Here is a 16867-nt window from a genome sequence, read left to right on the forward strand (position 1 = left end):
ACACCGACTTGCCGCTGACTTCCGCCGCAAACACACCCGGTCGCACGATCCGCGTCTATGCGGACGGGGCCGGTATCCGTTCCAGCACACCGCCCGCGAACACGTCGTACAGCGGCAGTGTCTCCAGGTGGACGTAGCCGATGTGGCAGTCGCAGGCGGTGAGCGGGCAGGGGCGCGGGCGCAGTGCCGCACGGTACGTGCCGTCGTAGAGGTTGCCGAGCTCCGCGCGGACGAAGTGGCAGCGGCGGACCGTGCCCTCTCCGTCGACCGAGATCACGGACTCCCCCGTGCGGCAGGGCGCGCCCGCGCTGGCGTGGGGGCGGCGGCTGTAGGGGAAGAGCGGGTCCAGCGCGGTCCACACGTCGGCCTCGGCGTCGTCGTAGGTGCGGCCCTCGGCGGCGTTGACCCACAGGTACACCTGGCCGGGCAGGTCGGCGCGCAGCCGCCGGGCCGCCTCGAGGTGCTCGGGCAGGCCGACGATGCCGACGCTGAAGCGGGCGCCGAGGCGGACCAGTTCGCGGCACTTGGCCAGGAAGCGGTCGTACGGGGTCTGGCCCGGGTGGTACGTGCACCACAGGGCGAGGGTGCCGAGGTCGGCGTCGGCGAGCCAGTCGGTGCGGCAGCTGAGGTTCGTCTGGATGGCGACGCGCCGGATGTGGGGCTGGTGGGACAGCCGCGTCAGGGTGTTCCGGTACCAGGAGCGGACCAGGCCCTCGCCCCAGGGGGTGAAGAGGAGGGAGAGCCGGTCGCCGGTCTGCCCGGTGGCCCAGTCGGCGAACCTCTCCAGGCAGGCGCGGTCCGCCCGCAGCTGCTCGCGGCTGTCGCGGCGCTTGGCGAAGGGGCAGTACGGGCAGTCGTAGTCGCACGAGGCCAGCGGGCCCCGGTAGAGGAGAGTCAGGTCCATCGGTTCCATCGGTGCGGTTCTCACTTCCGCTCGTAGGCGGCCATGGCGGCCCGTACGGCCGGGGAGAACAGCTCCGGGCCGACCGCGTCGGAGTGGGCCAGTCCCTCCGGGGTCAGCCGCAGGCGCGGACCGTCGTCCGCCAGCCAGCCTCGGTCGGCGAACCGGGACAGCTCGGCCGGGAAGTCCTCCCTCGGGGTGCGGCCGCCGAACCGTGCCCGGTAGTCGGCGACGTCGAGTCCCTCCGCCTGGAGCAGGGACTGCAGCAGGTGCCGGCGGCGGGCCTCGTCGGTGTCGATGCGACGGCCGTACTCGGCGCGGGCGAAGTCGGCGGCCGGGCGGGAGACGTAGTCGTCGACGATGCCGCGGATCTCGTGCATGCCGACGGCGTAGTCGAAGGAGTAGTGCAGGCCGGCCGTGTAGGAGCGGGCGCCGCAGCCGAGGCCGATCATGCCGTCGGTCTGGCAGGCGTAGTCGTCCGCGCCCTGCGGCGGCGCGTCCGCGCGGCGGAACATCCGCATGGACTGCTGCCGGTAACCGTGCGCGAGGAGGTGGTCGCGGCCCAGGCGGTACAGGCGCAGCCGCTGGTCGTCCCAGGCGGGGTCCGGGTCGCCGGCGCGGCGGCCGAGGCCGGTGAGGGGGCGTATGTAGAGGGGGTAGAGGTAGAGCTCCTCGGGCCGCCAGGCGAGGGCCGCGTCCAGGGAGCGCAGCCAGGTCCGCTCCGTCTGGCCGTCGATGCCGTAGATCAGGTCGATGTTGAGGACGGGGATCCGGGCGTCGCGGACGCGGCCGAGGGCCGCCTCGACGTCGGCACGGCGCTGCGGTCGTACGGCGGCGCGGGCCTCGGTGTCGTCGAAGCTCTGCACGCCCAGGCTGAGGCGGGTGGTGCCGCGCTCGGCCAGGACCTGGAGCCGGTCGGCGGTGGCGGTGGCGGGCGAGGCCTCCACCGACAGCGGGACCGCGCGCAGGTCGGCGCCCGCCCGGTGCTCCGCGATGTCGCACAGCCGCTCCAGTTCGGCGGCGGTGAGGAAGGTGGGGGTGCCGCCGCCGAAGGCCGCCGTGGCGAACCGCACCGGCTCCCTCTCCCCCAGCGCTTCCCGCACGGCGGTCGCCTGCCGTTCCAGGGCGTCCAGGTAGGCGCCGGTCAGGCCGTCGGGGGCGCCGATGCGGGTGAACAGGTTGCAGAAGCCGCAGCGGATCTCGCAGAACGGGATGTGCAGGTAGAGGGAGAGGGCGTCCTTGGGTTCGGCGGCCCACAGGGCGTCGAGGCGGGGCCGGTCGGGGAGTTCCCGGTAGGCGGTCTTGTGCGGGTAGGCGTAGACGTAGCTCTGGTACGGGCTCGTCGTGCCCGCGCCGTCGGCGCCGGGCCCGGGGCGGGTGGCGGTGGTCATCGGGCGGCCTCCGCGGGAGTGCGGTCCAGGAAGAAGTGGGCGTAGGGCACGGTCCACACGGACTCGTGGCCGATGCGGTGGCCGGTGTGGCCGTCCTCGCCGTAGGCGGTGCCGTGGTCGGAGCAGACAAGGGCGAAGCAGCGGCGCCTGCTGCTCGCGGCGGCGAACAGACGGTCGATGTGCCGGTCGACGTACTCCAGCGCGGCGGCGTGCGTCGCACGGCTGTCGCCGTCCTCGCGGGTCGCGCCGGGCCGGTGGAACCAGTTGGGCTGGTGCAGGGCGGCGACGTTGACGAAGAGGAACAGGCGCTGCTCGTCCGGAAGTTCGCGCACGACGTGTTCAGCGCGGGCCACCTGCGCCTCGAACGAGGTGGGCGAGGCGACGCCGAACTCCGGTTCCCAGTGGGACTCCTGGAAGAGGCCGGGCAGGACCGAGCCGAGCGGGCCCTGCTTGTTGAAGAAGCCGACCCCGCCGATGCACACCGTGCGGTAGCCCTCCTTCGCGAGACCGGAGACCAGGTCGGGGGTGTCGTAGACGAAGGTCCGCTCGGCCGTGGTCTCGCTGCCGGTGAAGCGGGCCGCGAACAGCCGCGGATGCGGGCCGGGCGCGGCGGGGGTCGGCAGGAAGCCGGCGAAGATCGCCTGGTGCGAGGCGTAGGTGAAGCTGCCCGGCGCGTGCCGCTCCTCCCAGCGTCCGCCGGGCAGGTGGCGGGCCAGGTTCGGGAGGCGTCCGGCGGCGGCGAGTTCGGCGGCGACGTCGTGGCGCAGGGTGTCCAGGGTGACGAGCAGGATGTCGTGGGTGCCGACGATCTCGTTCATGTCGGGGTGGTCCGGTGCGGCGCCTTGGTGCGGTTCGTGCGTCGGGGGCGCGGGCGTCGGTTCAGGCGCTGGCATGAGTGGGTCCCGTTCTGTGCTGGTGGTGCCGGTGATGCTGGTGGTGCCGGTGGTCGGAGCCGGCCGGGTGCGGAGCGGTGACGCGGCCGGCGCGGCGCAGGACCGCAGCGACCTGGGCCGCGTAGGTGTCGAGGCCCTCCGCCCCGCTGCCCGGCAGTCCCGTGAGGCGGGGCAGGAGGTCGCCGAAGGCGTTGACCTCGCCGATCGCGAACCTGCGCCAGCCGACGGCCGGGAGCAGGTCGACGCCCACGCACAGGGTGCGCGGGAAGCAGGCCGCCGCGCGCTCGCACACGGCGAGGACGTCCGTCCAGCGGGCGCCGGCCGCCTCGACGGCGTCGCGCGCCGCGTCGAGGTCGCCGCGGCGGCCGCCGAGATGGAGGTTGGTCAGCGGTGAGGCGCCGGTGCGCACGACCGCGTGGGTGGCGCGGCCGTCCACCACCACGACCCGCAGATCGGCGGCGCGGCCCCGCTGGGAGGCCTTGGGCAGCCAGCGCTCCAGGTGGAGGCCGTCCGGGGCGAGCGCGTCCACGATGGCGGCGATGTCCCGCTCCCGTTCGTAGCGGCGCACCTTGAGCGAGTTGAACAGCCGTCCGTCCGGGGCGAGTTCGACGGAGGTGGTGGCCCGGATGCGGCCGCCGCCCGACGACTCGACGGCGAGCACCCCGGAGGCCGAGGAGCCGTGCGCGAGCTTGACGAAGAGCCTCGGCATGCGGTGGTCGCGCATGACGGCGCGTACGTCGTCCCAGCCGGACGGCTGTACGGCGCCGGGCCCGGAGGTGGGTGAGCAGGGCACGGGCACGTCCGCCGCGGCGAGGGCGGCGTGGCAGCGCCGCTTGTCGAACAGGACGGCCAGTTCGTCCGCGTCGTCGAGGCGGACCCCGCCCCGCAGGCCGCGCAGCGCCCGCGTGAACCGCGCGTACCAGAGTGCCGAGCCCTCGACCCGGGTGGGATCCTGCGCGTCGCGCAGCAGTCGGTCGACCTCGGGGTTCTCGCCGGGTGAGTCGAGCCGGACGACCTCGTCGGCGGTGAACTCGGCTCCGCCCGAGCGCAGGACCTGCTCCCAGGGCACGACGCGCGGTGCGGGCAGTCCGGCCGCGCGGACGGCGTCGGCGAAGAGGGTCACCCTGCGGTTCTCCGGGTTGCCCACGACGGCGAAGCGCGGGGGCGGGCCCGCAGGGGCGGACGGCGGTGTGCGGTGGGGTGCCGGACCGGCCGGCTCCGGGTCATTCACCGACCGCGACATAGCGCCCCTCCGGCCGGTGGCGGCTGCGCCGGGCGGGTGCGAGGCCGAGGTCCGGGACATGCGGTCCCAGCGCCTCGCGCACGCGGTGGACCATCTCGTCGCTCATGAAGTGGTGCCCGAGGTCGAGCGACCCCAGATGGGTCAGCGGCTGCCCGGAGAGCAGCGCGGTCCCCCCTTCGTCGCTGAGGGTGCCCATGCTCAGGTCGAGGGACTCCAGACCCGCGACGACCGCCGCGGCGGCCACCGCCGCGGCGATCTCGTCCTGGATGTCGCTGTTGCGCAGGCCCAGGTGGCGCAGCTCGGGCGCGTCCCCCAGTGCGGCGAGGAGCGCGTGGACGTCATCGGCGGTGCAGTCCCCGCCGTACCAGCTGGTGCCCAGCCACAGCTCCAGGTGGCGCAGGGCGGGGAGGTCGCAGGCGGCCAGGGCGCGCACCGGTTCGGGGGCCAGGCCGCCGGACTCGACGCGCAGTGTCCGCAGCGCCTCGTGCCGCAACGGCTCGATCACCAGGTCCTCGGAGCCGCGCAGGCCGAGCTCCCGCAGGCCGGGCCAGGCGCGCAGCACCTGGCTGACGTCGCCCTGCTTGATCCAGGAGATCTCCGCCTCCTCGGACTCGACGTCCGCGAGGAACACCGCCCGCAGCTCCGGGAATCGGTGCGCCTCGGCCGTGAGCAGGTCGAGGACCGGACCGATCCCGTGCTCGTCCCACTCCTCCCACCAGGCGCCGATGACCAGGGCCACGACTTCGCCGGTGCGGACCCGGTCCAGGAACCGGCGCCACCGCTCCTCGAACGGAACCTCCCCTTCGGTCGTCAGCCGCCAGGCGACCGAGGCGGGAGCGGGGAGTTCCGGGCCGGGGCCGCTCCCTTCGCCGGTTTCGCCGGTTCCGTCGAAGAAGCGCACGGGCAGGCCGTGGAAGCGCGTCAGGTGAGAGGGGTGGTGGCCCACGCGGATGCTCACTCCCCCACGGCGACGTAACGGTGGACGGTGCCGTCCTCGTCCTCGTCCCGGTCGGCGTCGTCCTGGCCGAGGTCCACCTCGACGCCCGCGGGTTCCAGCGCCTCGCGGACGCGCTGCCGGAGGGCCTCGCTGAGGTAGTTGTGGTGCAGGTCCAGCTTCTTGAGGTGGGTCAGCGGCTGGCCGCCGAGGAGGGCGGTGGCGCCGTCGTCGCTCAGGGTGCCCATGGACAGGTCGAGCACGTCGAGCCGGGCGACCACCGGGGCCGACGCCACGGCGGCGGCGACCTCGTCCTGGATCTCGCTGTTGCGCAGGGCCAGGTGCCGCAGCCGGGGCAGCCGGTCCCCGGACAGGATCGGCGCCAGGTCGGCGACCTCGCTGTCGGCGCCGTACCAGGAGGTGCCGAGCCACAGGTCGAGGTGTTCCAGCGCGGGCAGTTCGCTGGCCCCGACGCCGCGGACGACGCTCACCGGGAGGCCGCCGGTCTCCACGGTCAGCCTGCGCAGCGCGTCGTGGCGCAGGGCGGGGAACTCCAGCCCCTGGCCCCCGCGCACGCCGAACTCCTCCAGGGCGGGGAAGCCGGCCAGCAGCGGTGTGACGTCGGTCTGGGTGATCCAGGAGATCTCGCACTCCTCGAACACGATGTCCCCGAGGAACAGCGACCGCAGGGCGGGCAGCCGGTCACGCGCGGCCACCAGCGCCTCGATGACGTCGGAGGGGGCGCAGTCGTACGTGTCCTCCCAGGCGCCGACGATCAGGGCGCGGACCCGCGTGGTGTCGACCGCGGCGCAAAAACGGGCGAAGACCTCCGTCCACGGCGGCTCGGCGCCGTAGCTCTCGACGGCGATCCGCCAGGCCACGGCGTCGGGGGCGGGCAGCTCCGTCGTCCCGCCGGACCCGGGGAAGGTGAAGGCGGGGAGGCCGTACAGCTCCTCGAGGTGGTCACCGATGGTCATGCGGGCTGCTCCTGTCGTGCGGTGACGGGTGAAGTGGGGTGGTGCGGGGGCGGAGCCGTCACGGAGCGCGAGGTGCGGGCCGTTCGGCGATGCGTGCAGCAGTTCTACCAACAGCGACTGACAACACCCGGCGACGGGTCCGGTGACGGTCCGTTGTCAGTGGTGGCTCGTACGGTCTGCGCATGGACTCCGGAGCACCGTGCGCCGGAGCGGAGGGGAGAGCCATGTACCGGCAGGGAGACGTGCTGATCGTGCCCGTCGCGGACGAGGCGGTGCCGTCCCACGTCCCGGACGCGCCCAAGGAGCCGCGCGACGCCCGGGGGCGGCTCGTGCTGGCCCTCGGGGAGGTCACCGGACATGCTCACGCGGTGGTCGGCCGGGGCGAACTCGTGCGGGAGCCGGGCCCCTTCGGGCCGTTCCTGCTGCACCTGCCGGACGGTGGCCGGGTGGTCCACGAGGAACACGCCGCGATCGCGCTGCCCCGGGGGTGGTACCGCGTGGTCCGGCAGCGGGAGTACGTCCCCGGTTCGGTGCGGCTGGTGGCCGACTGACGGGCGCGGCGAGCGGACGAGAGACGAAACCGAGCACAGGACAGGGACGTTGACGATGACGATCACGCAGGAGAGCGGTGCGGCGGCCGAGGCCGGCGGCTTCGAGGACGGGGCGGGCGCGGACCTGACGGGACGCTGGCGCGCGTGGGCCGCGGCCGCCGTGCCCGCCGACCGCGCCGCGGCGGAGGAGGGCGTCCGGGCGGCGTACCGCAGCGCCGGGCTGGCCGAGCCGGAGCGCGTGATCTGGGCCGGATCGCCGCGCGAGGGCGTGACGCTGGTACGACAGCGGACGGACTTCGGGGCGAGCGTGCGCGAGGCGGTGCGCACGGCCCCGTGGGCGGCCGAACGCCGCCGTCTGCACGAGGAGTTGGGAGCAACGGGCTGGTCCCGGCACTGGTCGCGGACCGGCGGGGCCCTGTGGGACGCCACCCAGGCGCTGGTCGACCGGATCCGCGCCGGGGTGCTCGACGACCTCGCCGCCGACGACCGGGACGCCCGTACCGGGATACGGCTGATCCTGCTGGACGCGCTGCTGGGGCAGCACGACGCGCCGTGGCTGGCCGCCCTGCACACCGACGGGTCCCCGCTCGAAGGGCCGGCCCAGGTCTGCCGCAGCGCCGGCTGGTGGTGGCCGTTCGAGAAGGTGGCGGTGGTGTGCGAACGCCCCGTCGCCCTGCACCGGGACGAGGCCGGCCGGCTCGACCACGGCGACGACCCCGCCCTGGAGTTCCCCGACGGCTTCGCCCTGTGCGCCTGGCGCGGCATGCCGGTGCCGCGCACCTTCCTGGAGGAGCTGCGCACCCTCACCCCGGAGCGGATCCGGACCGAGGAGAACGCCGAACTGCGGCGGGTGATGCTCGAGCACTACGGCTACGACCGCTACCTGGCCGACTCCGGGGCCCGGCCGGTGCACCGGGACGACACGGGCACGCTGTGGCGCATCGAACTGGACGACGACGAGCCGGTCGTCATGGTCGAGGTCCTCAACTCCACACCCGAGCCGGACGGCACCCACCGCACGTACTGGCTCCGCGTGCCGCCGCGCACGCGGACGGCCCGGGAGGGAGTGGCGTGGACGTTCGGTCTGGAGGCCGGGGCGTACGAGCCGTTGGAGCAGACGTGAGCGTCTTCCTGCGTCCGTGGGGCTGAGTCCGCCCGCAGGGGGTAATCGACAGACGTCGAGGAGGCGGGCGGACACCACGGAAAGGAGCCGCGCCATGCCGAGCATGATGGAGCGCATCAAGCAGTTCACGAGGAGCCCCCAGGGACGGCGCACGGCCGAGCAGGTGCGACGGGCCGCGGCCGACCCGCGGCGCCGGGCCCAGGCCCAGCGTCTGCTGGGAAGGCTCCGCGGCGGTCGCCGCTGACCCCTTCGTCTCCGTCTCCGCGCGGTCCGGCACGCACAGGCCCGGACCGCGCGGCCGTGACCGGGAAGGACACCATGAACGAATCGTCGGTCCGGGCGGTGGGCTGGGCGCGCTCCCTGCCGATGGACCACGGGGTGAAGGCGGCCCGGGACTGGGCGCGCGAGCACCTCGACGCGCTGGGCTGGACCGCCACCGCCCCCGAGACGGTGGACGCCGTGCTGCTGACCGTCTCGGAGCTGGTCACCAACGCGCACCTCCACGCGCACAGCGACGCACAGCTGATCATGGCCTTGGACCAGCACTGCCTGCACCTCGCCGTGCACGACGCCTCGGCCGTCCTGCCGACGCCCCGCGACCCCGGCACGGACGCCGTCGGCGGGCGCGGCATGCTGCTCGTCGACGCCCTGGCGGACACGTGGGAAGCCCACCCCTGCCCCCACGGCAAGACCATCGTGGCCTGTTTCCGGATACCCGGTGACGGTGATCCGGAGCACTGACCGGGCGGGCCCCTCGTCGGCGGGGCGGTCGCTTCGGCATACGATCGACCGGCCCCCGCCCGCGAGGAGTCAAGGAGTCCTGCCCGGTGACCGCCGTCATCCCGCCGCCCCGCACCGCCGGTGGTCTGCTGCGTCCGCGGCACCAGGACCGTGTGGAGGACGGCGAGCGGCTGCGCTCCCTGCTGTGGGTCGCCGGTCCGGGCTGGCGGATGATCAGCAGCGCGGTCCTGGGCGGGGGCGTCGGCGAGCGGGCCTGGGTGCTCAACGCCCAGGTCCCCCACGGCTACCGGCGCACGGACCCGGACCGGCACCTCGCCGGCCTCGCCGCCCGTGCGGGCGCCGAGGGGCCGGGCGTCGGGCTGATGACGGCCGCGGACGTCTCGTCGTACGGTCACGCGCGCGACGGCGGCGCCGAGGCCGTCGTCACCGCCGGTGTCGAGGTGCGCGGCTGGGCCGCCTCCTGGCCGGAGGGCGTCGAGGGTCCCGAGGCACCCGGCACGATCAACATCGTCGCGGCGGTTCCCGTGCCGCTGACCGACGCCGCGCTGGTCAACGCGGTGGCCACCGTCACCGAGGCGAAGGTGCAGGCCCTCCTCGACGCCGGATACGACTGCTCCGGGACCCCCACCGACGCGGTGTGCGTCGCCGCACGCGCCCCGGAGCCGGGTGTGTCCGCGCACCACTTCGCCGGGCCGCGGTCGCTGTGGGGCGCGCGGCTGGCCCGCGCCGTCCACAAAGCCGTGCGCGCCGCCACCGCGGCCCCGACGGCCGACGCGTGACCGCTCCCCCCGTCCGGACCGCTCCCGCCGCGACGGGGTCCTCCTCCCGCCCTTTTTCTCCGCGTCCGCCCAGGGCCACCGGGCCCGCACCTGCCCGGCCCGACGGTCCGGACACGGCACCCGCCCGGCACCCGGGCAGGTTGCTTCACGGCGACGAATACGGGACGGTTGCCCGAGTACACCTGTTCACCGATGCAGAGAGGTGGTGAGGTACGCGGCACGCGTGCCTCCGCTTGTGATTCCTTCCCACGACTCATCGGCCGACCCCTGTGAAGCCGACTCCGGCTCCGGTGTGACGTGGAGTGACGCCCCCTGTCCGGTTCTGGTCCTCGGGCCCGACGCGGCTCCCGTCGACGCCAATCACGCCGCCCGGTTGCTGCTCCCCGGCCTCTTCGCGGAAGGCCCGTCACCGGGGACGGTCCCCTCTTGGCTGGCCGCCGCCCACCACCGCGTCGGCGCCGGAGCGAACGGCACCCCGGCGACTTCCCCGACCGGGAGCATCGGTGACCGTCACTACCTGGCCCGCTCCACCCCGGCCAAGGGCGGGGGGACCGCGTGGTGGCTGTTCGACGACACCGACCGGGCCCGGGCACGGGCGGAGCTCCGCCGGGTCGAGGAACGGAGCGAGACGCTCGTCCAGGTGTCCAGCACGCTGCTGGCGTCGCTGAACATGCCGCGCTGCATCGAGGCCACCGCCCGTCTGGCGGCCGAGCACCTCGCCGAAGCCGCGGTCCTCATCACCCCGCCCCAGGGACGGCGCCACCCCCTCGCGTACGCCCGGCGCGGGGAGCCCGTCGTCCAGGAGGTGCGCCAGGTCGACCCGAGCAGCGTCCCGGGGCTGTCCGAGGCCCTGCAGGGCTTTCCCCCGGTGCCGGCGCGCTGGATCAACCCGGCCCTCATCCCCGACTGGCTGATCCCGGCCGGCTTCCCCGGACCGGTCGGCTCCGTGATCGTCACCCCGCTTCCCGGCCACGGTGTGCCCGCGGGCGCGCTGGTCCTGCTCCGGGCCGGCACCGAGCAGGCCTTCACCGCGGAGGAGGAGGGCTTCGCCCAGTTCTTCGCCGCCCGTGCGGGGGTGGCGCTGTCGGCGGCCCGCCTCTACGGCGAGCAGACGTCGATCACCGCCACGCTGATGCGCGAACTGCTGCCACCGGCCCTGGAAAGCGTGCACGGGGTGGAGTACGCGGGCCGCTACCGTCCGGCCAGGGACCACGAGCGGGTCGGCGGGGACTTCTACGACGTCCACCCCGGCGCGGGCCCCGACGAGGAGACCCTCGTCGTGCTGGGTGACGTGGCGGGCAAGGGCCTGGACGCGGCGGTCCTGACCGGAAAGATCCGCAACACGCTCCAGGCACTGCTGCCCCTGGCCACGGACCACGCGCGTGTCCTCGGTCTGCTGAACGGGGCCCTGCTCACCTCGCACCACACCCGCTTCGCCACGATGGTGCTGGCCTCCGTCCGGCGCCGGGACGACGCGGTCCACCTGCGGCTGACCAGTGCCGGACACCTGCCGCCGCTCGTCGTCCGCACCGACGGCACCGTCGAGGAGCTGCCCACGTACGGCACGCTGGTGGGCGCGCTGCCGGAGGTGAGCGTGCGGACGGCCGAGACGGTGCTCGCTGCGGGGGAGACCTGCCTGCTCTACACGGACGGCATCACCGAGGCCCGCGGCGGGCCGCTCGGCGACGAGCTGTTCGGCGAACGCCGCCTGCGGCAGGCCCTGCCGGAGTGCGCGGGCATGCCGGGCGAAGCGATCGTCGAGCACGTGCAGATGCTGGCCTCCCAGTGGCTGGGATCCGGCCGTCACGACGACATGGCCACGGTCGCCATCAGCGCGCCCCGGTCCGGTCCGCCGGCCGCGGACGGCGGACCGCGCGCGGACGCGCTCCCCGGGAGGAACAGGTGAGCGAGGACCTCGTACCCGCGGACGCGCTGCGCGAGGAGCTCTGGCAGGCGGTGATCGCGAACGACGAGTACGGCGCCGTCGACGTGCTCCGCGCGGGACTCGACGCCGGACGGGACAAGGAGAGCCTGCTGCTCGACGTGGTCGCGCGCGTGCAGGAGAAGGTCGGCACCGAGTGGGCCGCCGACCGGATCAGCGTCGCCCAGGAACACGCCGCCACCGCGATCAACGAGCGCGTGATCGCCGTTCTCGCGCACCGTTCGCCCGCGGAGCGGTCCGTCCTCCCCCGTCGCGGACGGGTGACGGTGAGCTGCGTCGACGGCGAATGGCACGCCTTCCCGGCCCGGCTCGTGGCCGAGGTGCTGCGGCTGCGGGGCTGGGACGTCGACTTCCTGGGCGCCCAGACCCCCACCGCGCACCTGGTCGCCCACCAGCACCGCACCGACTCCGACGCGGTCCTGCTGTCGGCGTCGCTTCCCACCCACCTCCCGAAGGCCCACGCGGCCATCACCGCCTGCCGGGCCGTCGGGGTGCCGGTCCTGGCCGGGGGCCGTGCCTTCGGCCCGGACGGCCGCTTCGCGCGCGCCCTGGGCGCCGACCGGTGGGCCGCCGACGCACGCGGCGCCGCCGCCGTGCTGGAGGCCGGTCTGCCGAGGCCGACGGCGGTCAGGCAGGTCGTCGACGATCTGCCGCACCTGGCCGACCAGGAGTACACGATGGTCGTCCAGTCCCGCGGCCGCCTGGTCAAGCAGGTGCTGAGCACGCTGGAGGACCGTTTCCCGGCCGCGCGCGCCTACAGCGACGCACAGCGGGAACGGACCGCCGAGGACATCGCCCACATCATCGAGTTCCTCGCCACCGCCCTGTACCTGGACGCCTCGGAGGTGTTCGGGGAGTTCCTGGTCTGGACCGCCGAGGTCCTGGAGGTGCGCGGAGTCCCGCGCACCTCCCTGACAGCCGGGCTCGGCATCCTGGCCGAGGAGCTGCACGACTTCCCCCGGGCCCGGCGTCTCATCGCCGGGGGCGGGGCGGCCTTCGGCGGTCGTCCGCTCCCCGCCGTTCCGGGCCCGGGCGCACCCGCATGAGCGGGCTCCCTCCCGTCCCGCTCCGGCCGGTCGTGGATCCCGGCTCCGCCGCGCTGCTCGTCCGCGTCTGCGGCGACCTCGACGACGCCGCCGGCTCCGAGCTGGTCGACGCCGTCCGCGCGCACCTCGCCCGGACGCCCCGGCCGCGCGACGTCCGGCTGGACTTCCGCGCGCTGACGGGCATCGACCCGCTGGGCCTGGCGGCGCTGCTGATGGTGCGCCGTCACACCAGCGCCGCCGGCGCCACCCTCCACCTGGACAACCGGCCGGCGGTCCTGGAGCGCATGCTGCACCACACCAACGTCCTCGAGCACCTCACGGCGGCCGTCGAAGCGGCCCCGGCGCGGACCGGGCCGGACGCCCGGGCGACCGGCGGGGCGGCCGGGCCGGACTGACCGGGGCCGCGGAAAACGCGGGCCGGCCGGACGGGGCGAGGGCCTCGACGGGCGCCGCGGGCACGGCCGCGCTTCCGGCCGACGTGCCGTTCGCCGCACGGCCGCCCTGGAGCCGCCGTGCGGCGGGGAGGTCCCGGCCCGCGGGAGCCCGCACCGGCGGGACCGTCCGGCGGCGGGCCGCCGCTCCGTCAGGCCGTTTGCCGCTCCCCCCAGCGGGCCAGGGCCCGCAGCGGCGCGCCCCGCCCCCCTCCGGGCACGGTCCACAGCGTCTGCCCGCGCACCCCCCAGCGCCGCAGCAGGGCGTTGGCGGCCAGGAACCCCGTCGTCGCCGCCCGCTCCATCAGGGCCACCGGCAGGTCGGAGCGCACCAGGTCGCCGGCCAGCACCAGGCCGGGATCGGGGGTGCGCACCGTGGGCCGGTCCCCGTACCCCCCGACGGGGAAGAGGGGGCAGTCGGACCGCCACTCGTGGCGGACGTCCACGACGGTCGCCGTCCGGGTCTCGGGGTAGACCCGGTACAGCTGCTCCAGCAGACGCTTCTGCTCGACCTCGCGGGAGGCGCGAGCGGGGACGGCGTACGCGTGGAGTTCGACGACGGATCCACCGGTGCGCCGGGCCCACCGGGCCGCCTCGTCCTCGTACCGCTCCAGCACGCTGATGTTGTCGAGCCCGCCGTACCCGCTGGTGCCCAGGAAGCCCGGCCGGTCGGGGGCGACGGGTCGGTCCAGCCACAGGCGGCTGACCAGGAACGGCGGGGCGTTGCGCAGCCGGGCGACGCGGTCCCGCCAGGGGGCGTCGCCCAGCCTGTCGGAACGGGCGACCAGGGAGCGCAGCCCCGCGGCGTCCAGGGCGAGCACCACGGTGTCGTGCCGCCGCTGTCCGTCGGCCGTGGCCACCTCGAAACCGCCGTCCGCGGTGCGGCCGACGTGCTCCACGGCGGTGGAGGTGCGGATCCCGGCGCCGTGCCGGACGAGGTAGGCGGCGAGCGGTTCCCACAGGGCGGCCGGGAACGGGGCGCGGGGCACGTCGAACAGCAGGCCCTCGGAGGACCCCAGGAAGTAGATGTGGAACATCAGCACCATCTCGGCCGCCGACAGCTGCCGCGGGTCGGCGAAGAAGCTGCGGGAGAAGACCTCGAAGGCCAGGTGGCGCGCGCGGGGCGGGAAGCGGACCGCGTCGAGGAAGTCGTGGGCGCTGACGCCGTCGAGGCGCTCGTACACCTCGGGGACCCGTACGTCGAGCAGCGGCAGGGCCGCGAGGGGGTCCATGCCGCGCAGGTCCCGCAGGCCGAACGACGGGCTGAGCGCGGCGAAGCCGAGCGCGCTCCACGGCGGGGTGCGCGGGACGCGGCGGAAGCCGTCCCGCAGGCCGCTGCTGTGCTGCAGGGGGTAGTCGGGCAGACCGGTCAGCCGTTCCAGGCCGGGGTCGGTGCGGCGCAGCAGACCCCGCAGGTTGTAGTACTGGCGGAAGAAGGCGTGGAAGCCCCGGCTCATGGTCACGGAGGTTCCGTCGCTCAGGACGACGGGCCATCCCCCGGCCCGTCCGCCGAGGTGGGCCTCGCGCTCGTACAGCGTCACGGCCACGCCGCGTTCGGCCAGTGCGGTGGCGGCGGCGAGCCCGGCGATGCCCCCGCCGACGACGGCGGTGGTGGGTCGGGGGCCCGTGACCCGCGGACCGCCCGGTGCGGGCGGCAGCAGCCGGGCGCGGCGGTCCCGGCCGCGGCGGGCGGCGACCGGACGGTGTGCGGGGGTCATCGGGCCTCCTCGTGCTCCGTGCGGGCGCGCCGCGCGACGAAGGTGTGGGCGATGCCCGTCTGCCAGCCCGGCAGGGGCAGGCAGCGGACGCGGTCGAACCCGGCCGCGCGCAGGCGCTGCGCGAAACGGCCGGCGGTGTCGAACTCCACGACGCTGCGCCACAGGTGGCGGTAGAGCTCGCCGTCCCCCAGCATGATGGCCGCCGGCTGGACGATGCCGCGGCACACCAGGGTCCACACCGCTCGGTCCGCGCGGCGCCCGCCGAGGGCGTACTCGTGCACACCGACCCGTCCGCCGGGGGCGAGCAGGGCGCGCACCGTGGCGAGCACGGCGTCGGGGTCGGAGACGTTGCGGAAGAGGTAGGCGGCGAACACCGCGTCGAACGGCCCCTGAACCCCCGCCTCGGCCAGTCCTTCCGCGGGCGCCCGGGTGAACGTCACGCCGTCCGGCCAGGTTTTGGCGGCGGCCCGCTCCAGCATGCCGGCGGAGGCGTCCACGGCGGTGATCCGCGCCCGGGGCAGCACGGCGGCCAGCGCGGCGGTCGAGGCGCCGGTGCCGCAGCCGAGGTCCAGCACGCGCAGGCCCCGGCCCCGGTCGGGCAGGCCGAGCCGGCGCACCGAGCGGCGCAGATGGGCGTGGTAGCCGAGGTTGGCGGCCACCAGGGCGTCGTAACTGCGGGCGGCGTGGTCGAACGCGGCGGCGAGGTCCGCGTCGCGCAGCAGGGTCATGCGGTCTCCCGGGGCAGAGGGGACGGGGCGGGGCGGGGTGGTCCCCGGGTCAGGGGTCCTGGTCGAACGGGCGGCGGGGCAGACGGGGCAGCTCCAGCGCCGAGCGGAGCATCGGGCCGACGGGGGTGCGCAGGCCGACGGCGAGGTCCTCGTGGAGCCGGGTGCGGCCGTCGAGGAAGAGCAGGAGGTCCCGCATGGGCACGCGGGCGAACAGGTGGGAGAAGAGCGCGGGACCGTCGGCCCGGCCGCTGTCCAGGGCACGCAGCAGGACGGCGTCCATGGCCCGGGAGCGGGCCGAGTGCGCGGGGGGCGGCACCGGGCGGCGGCCCCGGCGCAGGGCGGCGGCGACGGCACCCGTCTGCCGCTGGATCCCGGCGAAGGTGTAACCGGTCGAGGGACGGGTGGCTCCGCCCGCGGCACCGATGCGGAAGACCGACGCGCCGACCTGCCGGGGCATCGGGGCGTCCGTCATCGGGATGACACCCGTCTCGGTGGACAGCACCTGGAGTTCACCGAGACGGAGCACCTCCTCGGCGTACTGCCGCACCGCCGTCCCGTAGTCGCCCGCCGAGAGGGGGCGCGGGGAGAACTCCGTGTACTCCACCAGCGCCTCGCGGCGGCTCACGGGCAGGAGGTAGCCGAAGGACAGGCCCTCGGCGGGCTGGGGGGTGCGGAAGTCCATCAGTTCCGCGGTGCGGGGGTCGAAGACCGGGCGGGCGGTGCGGACGAACCAGCCGTGGAAGTGCTGCAGGAGCGTGGTGCGGGCGGCGGGCAGGCTGCCCGGGGGGCGGGAGTCGAAGACCCAGCGGGCGCGCAGGACGCCCGGCCGGCCGTCGGCGTCCCGGAGGTGGACGTGGGCTCCTCCGCGGACGTCCTCCACCGCCCCGACGGTCGCCTCCAGGCGCCGTACGGCCCTGCTCGCGGCCAGGTCGTGCGCGACCAGGTGCTCGAAGTCGTCGGACCGGATCATCTTGTAGCGCAGCGGGGCGATGTCCCCCTCGACCGCCGCGCCCGAGGGGGGACGCACCCTCAGGTGCCGCCAGGCCGTCGTGAGCGCGGCGTCGAAACGGCCCGCGCCGGCCTCCCAGAAGCACCACGTCCGGCGCGGCGGGCGCATCGGGCCGGGCGGGGCGTCCACCAGGACGACCGACGGCGTGCGCGTCCCCGGGACGGGCCGCGACAGGCGGTGGGCCAGGGACAGTCCGGCGGCTCCCGCCCCGACGATGGCCACCTCCGTCTCCAGCACCACGGCTCTCTCCTCCCGCTCCTCGGATCACACCCACCCGGTCAGCATTCCTGCCTGTGTGCCCGTTCGGATGCGGGTCACTCGGACGTGTGACGGACGGGGCCCGGTGAGGCGGCGGGGCACACGGGGAAGGCATGTGCCGGCTGCCGGCCCGGTTTTCCGGCCCGCCCCGCATCCACGTGCGGCGTGCGGGCGGAAGGACGGGGTGACGGAGCGATCTGTG

At 75.2% G+C, this 16867-nt stretch carries 17 protein-coding genes; 8 read left to right on the forward strand and 9 right to left on the reverse strand.

The annotated features are described in order from the left end of the window. Positions 1-55 precede the first annotated feature (55 nt). The 6 genes from CP969_RS04960 to CP969_RS04985 form a co-directional block, all read right to left on the reverse strand. Positions 56-904: an STM4011 family radical SAM protein gene (locus tag CP969_RS04960; protein WP_039831762.1), complete on the reverse strand. Its 849-nt coding sequence runs from the start codon at positions 902-904 to the stop codon at positions 56-58. A 20-nt stretch (positions 905-924) separates the two neighbouring features. After that, a complete protein-coding gene (locus tag CP969_RS04965) occupies positions 925-2292 on the reverse strand; it encodes an STM4012 family radical SAM protein (RefSeq protein ID WP_004992121.1) in 1368 nt (455 codons plus the stop codon). After that, entirely contained in the window at positions 2289-3110 is an 822-nt protein-coding gene (locus tag CP969_RS04970; RefSeq protein WP_016827642.1) for an STM4013/SEN3800 family hydrolase, read from the reverse strand. The genes CP969_RS04965 and CP969_RS04970 overlap by 4 nt, the downstream gene beginning before the upstream one ends. A gap of 61 nt (positions 3111-3171) precedes the next feature. Next, complete coding sequence (locus CP969_RS04975; protein ID WP_016827641.1) at positions 3172-4428, reverse strand: STM4014 family protein; 1257 nt, start codon at positions 4426-4428, stop codon at positions 3172-3174. Continuing rightward, the gene (locus CP969_RS04980; protein ID WP_016827640.1) at positions 4409-5386 is read right to left on the reverse strand and encodes an STM4015 family protein; all 978 of its coding nucleotides are present in this window, start codon (positions 5384-5386) and stop codon (positions 4409-4411) included. The genes CP969_RS04975 and CP969_RS04980 overlap by 20 nt, the downstream gene beginning before the upstream one ends. Further along, positions 5383-6339, reverse strand: coding sequence for an STM4015 family protein (locus tag CP969_RS04985; RefSeq protein ID WP_016827639.1), 957 nt, complete (start codon positions 6337-6339; stop codon positions 5383-5385). The genes CP969_RS04980 and CP969_RS04985 overlap by 4 nt, the downstream gene beginning before the upstream one ends. Before the next feature lie 224 nt (positions 6340-6563). Here CP969_RS04985 and CP969_RS04990 point away from each other — a divergent pair, with 224 nt between their 5' ends. The 8 genes from CP969_RS04990 to CP969_RS05020 all read left to right on the forward strand — a co-directional run bounded on the left by CP969_RS04990 (position 6564) and on the right by CP969_RS05020 (position 12916). Next, a complete protein-coding gene (locus CP969_RS04990; RefSeq protein WP_016827638.1) occupies positions 6564-6890 on the forward strand; it encodes a hypothetical protein in 327 nt (108 codons plus the stop codon). 55 nt (positions 6891-6945) lie between these two features. Beyond that, complete coding sequence (locus CP969_RS04995) at positions 6946-8013, forward strand: DUF6745 domain-containing protein (protein WP_016827637.1); 1068 nt, start codon at positions 6946-6948, stop codon at positions 8011-8013. A gap of 94 nt (positions 8014-8107) precedes the next feature. Further along, positions 8108-8257 carry a hypothetical protein gene (locus CP969_RS33160; protein ID WP_004992114.1) on the forward strand — a complete coding sequence of 50 codons (150 nt, stop codon included), beginning with the start codon at positions 8108-8110 and terminating at the stop codon, positions 8255-8257. A 74-nt stretch (positions 8258-8331) separates the two neighbouring features. Then, on the forward strand, positions 8332-8754 hold the full coding sequence (locus CP969_RS05000; RefSeq protein WP_026085413.1) for an ATP-binding protein: 423 nt from the start codon (positions 8332-8334) through the stop codon (positions 8752-8754). Between the two features lie 86 nt (positions 8755-8840). Next, on the forward strand, positions 8841-9533 hold the full coding sequence (locus tag CP969_RS05005) for an adenosylcobinamide amidohydrolase (RefSeq protein WP_004992110.1): 693 nt from the start codon (positions 8841-8843) through the stop codon (positions 9531-9533). Between the two features lie 292 nt (positions 9534-9825). After that, positions 9826-11439 carry a PP2C family protein-serine/threonine phosphatase gene (locus tag CP969_RS05010; protein ID WP_016827635.1) on the forward strand — a complete coding sequence of 538 codons (1614 nt, stop codon included), beginning with the start codon at positions 9826-9828 and terminating at the stop codon, positions 11437-11439. Then, positions 11436-12521, forward strand: a complete 1086-nt coding sequence (locus tag CP969_RS05015) for a cobalamin B12-binding domain-containing protein (RefSeq protein WP_016827634.1) — start codon at positions 11436-11438, stop codon at positions 12519-12521. The genes CP969_RS05010 and CP969_RS05015 overlap by 4 nt, the downstream gene beginning before the upstream one ends. Continuing rightward, the gene (locus CP969_RS05020; protein ID WP_109539403.1) at positions 12518-12916 is read left to right on the forward strand and encodes an STAS domain-containing protein; all 399 of its coding nucleotides are present in this window, start codon (positions 12518-12520) and stop codon (positions 12914-12916) included. Before CP969_RS05015 ends, CP969_RS05020 begins: the two co-directional genes overlap by 4 nt. 188 nt (positions 12917-13104) lie before the next feature. Here CP969_RS05020 and CP969_RS05025 read toward each other — a convergent pair whose 3' ends face one another. Genes CP969_RS05025 through CP969_RS05035 form a run of 3 tightly spaced genes read right to left on the reverse strand, consistent with a single transcriptional unit; the run spans position 13105 to position 16647 of the window. Beyond that, positions 13105-14670, reverse strand: a complete 1566-nt coding sequence (locus CP969_RS05025; RefSeq protein WP_150474893.1) for an FAD-dependent oxidoreductase — start codon at positions 14668-14670, stop codon at positions 13105-13107. Beyond that, positions 14667-15398 (reverse strand): class I SAM-dependent methyltransferase, encoded by a 732-nt coding sequence (locus CP969_RS05030; RefSeq protein WP_016827631.1) that lies wholly within the window; start codon positions 15396-15398, stop codon positions 14667-14669. The genes CP969_RS05025 and CP969_RS05030 overlap by 4 nt, the downstream gene beginning before the upstream one ends. Positions 15399-15447: 49 nt before the next feature. Continuing rightward, entirely contained in the window at positions 15448-16647 is a 1200-nt protein-coding gene (locus tag CP969_RS05035) for a lycopene cyclase family protein (protein ID WP_016827630.1), read from the reverse strand. Positions 16648-16867: the final 220 nt, after the last annotated feature.

Origin of the sequence: Streptomyces viridosporus T7A, from assembly GCF_008704515.1 — a bacterium.
GTDB lineage: Bacteria > Actinomycetota > Actinomycetes > Streptomycetales > Streptomycetaceae > Streptomyces > Streptomyces viridosporus.

Coding starts and splice junctions, on each gene's coding strand:
- CP969_RS05000 (WP_026085413.1), top strand. CDS start 8,332: ATGAACGAATCGTCGGTCCGGGCGGTGGGCTGGGCGCGCTCCCTGCCG.
- CP969_RS04975 (WP_016827641.1), bottom strand. CDS start 4,428: ATGTCGCGGTCGGTGAATGACCCGGAGCCGGCCGGTCCGGCACCCCAC.
- CP969_RS05025 (WP_150474893.1), bottom strand. CDS start 14,670: ATGACCCCCGCACACCGTCCGGTCGCCGCCCGCCGCGGCCGGGACCGC.
- CP969_RS04960 (WP_039831762.1), bottom strand. CDS start 904: ATGGACCTGACTCTCCTCTACCGGGGCCCGCTGGCCTCGTGCGACTAC.
- CP969_RS04985 (WP_016827639.1), bottom strand. CDS start 6,339: ATGACCATCGGTGACCACCTCGAGGAGCTGTACGGCCTCCCCGCCTTC.
- CP969_RS05030 (WP_016827631.1), bottom strand. CDS start 15,398: ATGACCCTGCTGCGCGACGCGGACCTCGCCGCCGCGTTCGACCACGCC.
- CP969_RS04970 (WP_016827642.1), bottom strand. CDS start 3,110: ATGAACGAGATCGTCGGCACCCACGACATCCTGCTCGTCACCCTGGAC.
- CP969_RS04995 (WP_016827637.1), top strand. CDS start 6,946: ATGACGATCACGCAGGAGAGCGGTGCGGCGGCCGAGGCCGGCGGCTTC.
- CP969_RS04965 (WP_004992121.1), bottom strand. CDS start 2,292: ATGACCACCGCCACCCGCCCCGGGCCCGGCGCCGACGGCGCGGGCACG.
- CP969_RS33160 (WP_004992114.1), top strand. CDS start 8,108: ATGCCGAGCATGATGGAGCGCATCAAGCAGTTCACGAGGAGCCCCCAG.
- CP969_RS05020 (WP_109539403.1), top strand. CDS start 12,518: ATGAGCGGGCTCCCTCCCGTCCCGCTCCGGCCGGTCGTGGATCCCGGC.
- CP969_RS04990 (WP_016827638.1), top strand. CDS start 6,564: ATGTACCGGCAGGGAGACGTGCTGATCGTGCCCGTCGCGGACGAGGCG.